This window comes from Pandoraea sp. PE-S2R-1, from assembly GCF_002179865.1.
Classification (GTDB): Bacteria; Pseudomonadota; Gammaproteobacteria; order Burkholderiales; family Burkholderiaceae; genus Pandoraea.
The window spans coordinates 1-5,375 of record NZ_NGUR01000188.1; the positions used below are offsets into that span (position 1 = coordinate 1).

General features: G+C 51.7%; 2 tRNA genes and 3 rRNA genes. All 5 read right to left on the reverse strand.

Annotated features, from left to right (window positions below):
- Positions 1–43 precede the first annotated feature (43 nt).
- The 5 genes from rrf to CDV44_RS27665 all read right to left on the reverse strand — a co-directional run bounded on the left by rrf (position 44) and on the right by CDV44_RS27665 (position 5,244).
- Positions 44–156: ribosomal RNA gene (gene rrf, locus CDV44_RS27645) — 5S ribosomal RNA — on the reverse strand.
- A 141-nt stretch (positions 157–297) separates the two neighbouring features.
- Positions 298–3,176 (reverse strand): 23S ribosomal RNA (locus tag CDV44_RS27650).
- 274 nt (positions 3,177–3,450) lie between these two features.
- A tRNA-Ala gene (locus tag CDV44_RS27655) sits at positions 3,451–3,526 on the reverse strand.
- Between the two features lie 44 nt (positions 3,527–3,570).
- Positions 3,571–3,647 (reverse strand) — tRNA-Ile (locus tag CDV44_RS27660).
- Positions 3,648–3,711: 64 nt separating this feature from the next.
- Positions 3,712–5,244, reverse strand: a 16S ribosomal RNA gene (locus CDV44_RS27665).
- Together the 16S, 23S and 5S rRNA genes with 2 tRNA genes alongside form the textbook arrangement of a ribosomal RNA operon.
- Between the last annotated feature and the right edge of the window lie 131 nt (positions 5,245–5,375).

Here is a 5,375-nt window from a genome sequence, read left to right on the forward strand (position 1 = left end):
AAAAACCCCTTGCTACGCGTTGTAGCAAGGGGTCTTTAGGGGAGCCTGACGATTACCTACTTTCACACGGGTATCCGCACTATCATCGGCGTGGAGTCGTTTCACGGTCCTGTTCGGGATGGGAAGGGGTGGTTCCAACTCGCTATGGTCATCAGGCATAACTTGTATGTTCTGCTGCACTGAGTGCAACAAAACCAATTCAGAAGAAGCGTAGTACTACATGTAGTTGGGTTGTGAGCGTATCAGCCTCGTCATGGGCACACGCAAACTCACACCAGCACAAAACACACTGGTTATAGGATCAAGCCTTACGGGCAATTAGTATCAGTTAGCTTAACGCATTACTGCGCTTCCACACCTGACCTATCAACGTCCTGGTCTTGAACGACCCTTCAAAGGAATCGAGTTCCTAGGGAAGTCTCATCTTAAGGCGAGTTTCCCGCTTAGATGCTTTCAGCGGTTATCTCTTCCGAACATAGCTACCCGGCGATGCCACTGGCGTGACAACCGGTACACCAGAGGTTCGTCCACTCCGGTCCTCTCGTACTAGGAGCAGCCCCCTTCAAACTTCCAACGCCCACGGCAGATAGGGACCAAACTGTCTCACGACGTTTTAAACCCAGCTCACGTACCTCTTTAAATGGCGAACAGCCATACCCTTGGGACCGGCTACAGCCCCAGGATGAGATGAGCCGACATCGAGGTGCCAAACACCGCCGTCGATATGAACTCTTGGGCGGTATCAGCCTGTTATCCCCAGAGTACCTTTTATCCGTTGAGCGATGGCCCTTCCATACAGAACCACCGGATCACTATGACCTGCTTTCGCACCTGCTCGACTTGTCAGTCTCGCAGTTAAGCACGCTTTTGCCATTGCACTATCAGCACGATTTCCGACCGTACCTAGCGTACCTTCGTACTCCTCCGTTACACTTTGGGAGGAGACCGCCCCAGTCAAACTGCCTACCATGCACTGTCCCCGATCCGGATTACGGACCTAGGTTAGAACCTCAAACAAACCAGGGTGGTATTTCAAGGATGGCTCCACAGAAACTAGCGTTCCTGCTTCAAAGCCTCCCACCTATCCTACACAGACCGGTTCAAAGTCCAATGCAAAGCTACAGTAAAGGTTCATGGGGTCTTTCCGTCTAGCCGCGGGTAGATTGCATCATCACAAACACTTCAACTTCGCTGAGTCTCGGGAGGAGACAGTGTGGCCATCGTTACGCCATTCGTGCAGGTCGGAACTTACCCGACAAGGAATTTCGCTACCTTAGGACCGTTATAGTTACGGCCGCCGTTTACCGGGACTTCAATCAAGAGCTTGCACCCCATCATTTAATCTTCCGGCACCGGGCAGGCGTCACACCCTATACGTCCACTTTCGTGTTTGCAGAGTGCTGTGTTTTTATTAAACAGTCGCAGCCACCAGTTTATTGCAACCCTTTCACCCTCCTGGCGCAGGCCAGTCAAGCTACAAGGGCGTACCTTATCCCGAAGTTACGGTACCAATTTGCCGAGTTCCTTCTCCCGAGTTCTCTCAAGCGCCTTAGAATACTCATCTCGCCCACCTGTGTCGGTTTGCGGTACGGTCTCGTATGACTGAAGCTTAGAGGCTTTTCTTGGAACCACTTCCAATTGCTTCGTGAACAAGTTCACTCGCCCCATATCCTTGAATTCCGCGCCCGGATTTGCCTAAGCGCCTTCTCCAATACAGGGACCGGGACTTCCAACACCCGGACAACCTTCCGCGATCCGTCCCCCCATCGCATCATACGACGGTGCAGGAATATTAACCTGCTTCCCATCAGCTACGCATCTCTGCCTCGCCTTAGGGGCCGACTCACCCTACGCCGATGAACGTTGCGTAGGAAACCTTGGGCTTACGGCGAGGGGGCCTTTCACCCCCTTTATCGCTACTCATGTCAGCATTCGCACTTCTGATACCTCCAGCATCCTTCACAAGACACCTTCACAGGCTTACAGAACGCTCTCCTACCATGCGAGCAAGCTCGCATCCGCAGCTTCGGTATATTGCTTAGCCCCGTTACATCTTCCGCGCAGGACGACTCGATCAGTGAGCTATTACGCTTTCTTTAAAGGGTGGCTGCTTCTAAGCCAACCTCCTGACTGTTTTAGCCTTCCCACTTCGTTTCCCACTTAGCAATATTTAGGGACCTTAGCTGGCGGTCTGGGTTGTTTCCCTCTTGACACCGGACGTTAGCACCCGATGTCTGTCTCCCGTGATTGCACTCTTCGGTATTCGGAGTTTGCTATGGCGAAGTAATCCGCAATGGACCCTTCAACCATGACAGTGCTCTACCCCCGAAGGTGATACACGAGGCACTACCTAAATAGTTTTCGGAGAGAACCAGCTATTTCCAAGTTTGTTTAGCCTTTCACCCCTATCCACAGCTCATCCCCTAATTTTTCAACATTAGTGGGTTCGGACCTCCAGTACGTGTTACCGCACCTTCATCCTGGCCATGGATAGATCACTTGGTTTCGGGTCTACACCCAGCGACTGAACGCCCTATTCGGACTCGCTTTCGCTACGCCTTCCCTATTCGGTTAAGCTTGCCACTGAATGTAAGTCGCTGACCCATTATACAAAAGGTACGCCGTCACCCCTTACGAGGCTCCGACTGTTTGTATGCATGCGGTTTCAGGATCTATTTCACTCCCCTCCCGGGGTTCTTTTCGCCTTTCCCTCACGGTACTGGTTCACTATCGGTCGATTACGAGTATTTAGCCTTGGAGGATGGTCCCCCCATCTTCAGACAGGATTTCACGTGTCCCGCCCTACTTTTCTCAAGCTTAGTTCCACACCAGGGTTTTCTCATACGGGGCTATCACCCACTATGGCCGGACTTTCCATTCCGTTTTGATAACACCGGTGCTAAATCTTGAAGGCTGGTCCCATTTCGCTCGCCACTACTTTGGGAATCTCGGTTGATTTCTTTTCCTGCAGCTACTTAGATGTTTCAGTTCGCCGCGTTCGCTTCGCTAGACCTATGTATTCAGTCTAGGATGACCCATTCGGGCCGGGTTTCCCCATTCGGACATTTGTGGATCAAAGCTTATTTGCCAGCTCCCCACAACTTTTCGCAGGCTATCGCGTCCTTCATCGCCTGTAATCGCCAAGGCATCCACCACATGCACTTATTCGCTTGACCCTATAACGAGAATGTCTCGTTACAGGTTGAGTTTTAGCGTTGTGCCGTATTCCAAGTCATCTTTCGATCACTTAAATACTAGTTGATACAATCACAACCCGTACAATTTCCACGCACCATCTCTAATGCGCTTCCGTTGTACTACTACTTCTTCTAAATTGTTAAAGAACAAATAACTGCATGACATTGCTGTCATTCAAAAACATTCACATTCGTTGGGATTTACCGCAGACGTAAAAGCTTTTGACTGACATCGATGTGCGATCTAAGGAATTGGTGGAGGCAGACGGGATCGAACCGACGACCCCCTGCTTGCAAAGCAGGTGCTCTCCCAGCTGAGCTATGCCCCCATTTCAAGCCAGTTTCCACCGACTTGGTCAGGCGGTGGTTAGCTTGGTGGGTCTGGAAGGACTTGAACCTTCGACCCCCGCCTTATCAAGACGGTGCTCTAACCACCTGAGCTACAGACCCGACTTAGATCTACGCAGTCAACAACCGATAAGCGTGAACACTCAACTTCCAGTGCATGCTCTAGAAAGGAGGTGATCCAGCCGCAGGTTCCCCTACGGCTACCTTGTTACGACTTCACCCCAGTCATGAATCCTGCCGTGGTAAGCGCCCTCCTTACGGTTAGGCTACCTACTTCTGGCAAAACCCACTCCCATGGTGTGACGGGCGGTGTGTACAAGACCCGGGAACGTATTCACCGCGACATGCTGATCCGCGATTACTAGCGATTCCAACTTCACGCAGTCGAGTTGCAGACTGCGATCCGGACTACGATCGGTTTTCTGGGGTTAGCTCCATCTCGCGATTTGGCAGCCCTCTGTACCGACCATTGTATGACGTGTGAAGCCCTACCCATAAGGGCCATGAGGACTTGACGTCATCCCCACCTTCCTCCGGTTTGTCACCGGCAGTCTCCTTAGAGTGCTCTTGCGTAGCAACTAAGGACAAGGGTTGCGCTCGTTGCGGGACTTAACCCAACATCTCACGACACGAGCTGACGACAGCCATGCAGCACCTGTGTTACGGCTCTCTTTCGAGCACTCTCACCTTTCAGCAAGATTCCGTACATGTCAAGGGTAGGTAAGGTTTTTCGCGTTGCATCGAATTAATCCACATCATCCACCGCTTGTGCGGGTCCCCGTCAATTCCTTTGAGTTTTAATCTTGCGACCGTACTCCCCAGGCGGTCAACTTCACGCGTTAGCTTCGTTACTAAGGAAATGAATCCCCAACAACTAGTTGACATCGTTTAGGGCGTGGACTACCAGGGTATCTAATCCTGTTTGCTCCCCACGCTTTCGTGCATGAGCGTCAGTATTGGCCCAGGGGGCTGCCTTCGCCATCGGTATTCCTCCACATCTCTACGCATTTCACTGCTACACGTGGAATTCTACCCCCCTCTGCCATACTCTAGCCTTGCAGTCACGAATGCAGTTCCCAGGTTAAGCCCGGGGATTTCACATCCGTCTTACAAAACCGCCTGCGCACGCTTTACGCCCAGTAATTCCGATTAACGCTTGCACCCTACGTATTACCGCGGCTGCTGGCACGTAGTTAGCCGGTGCTTATTCTTCCGGTACCGTCATCCCCCCGAGGTATTAACCCAAGGGATTTCTTTCCGGACAAAAGTGCTTTACAACCCGAAGGCCTTCTTCACACACGCGGCATTGCTGGATCAGGCTTTCGCCCATTGTCCAAAATTCCCCACTGCTGCCTCCCGTAGGAGTCTGGGCCGTGTCTCAGTCCCAGTGTGGCTGGTCGTCCTCTCAGACCAGCTACAGATCGTCGCCTTGGTGAGCTTTTACCCCACCAACTAGCTAATCTGACATCGGCTGCTCTTGTAGCACGAGGCCCGAAGGTCCCCCGCTTTCCTCCTCAGAGCGTATGCGGTATTAATCCGGCTTTCGCCGAGCTATCCCCCACTACAAGGTACATTCCGATGTATTACTCACCCGTTCGCCACTCGCCACCAGGTGCAAGCACCCGTGCTGCCGTTCGACTTGCATGTGTAAGGCATGCCGCCAGCGTTCAATCTGAGCCAGGATCAAACTCTTCAGTTTAAACCTGTTACTGTTTTCGGTTTTTCGTGATAAATCACTTGAACCGGTCGCTCTCAAAGTATGCTGACAAGTTAATTACTTAACTTACCTATTACTATGTGAGCCTCAATAAATTTAAAGCTTATCTGCCG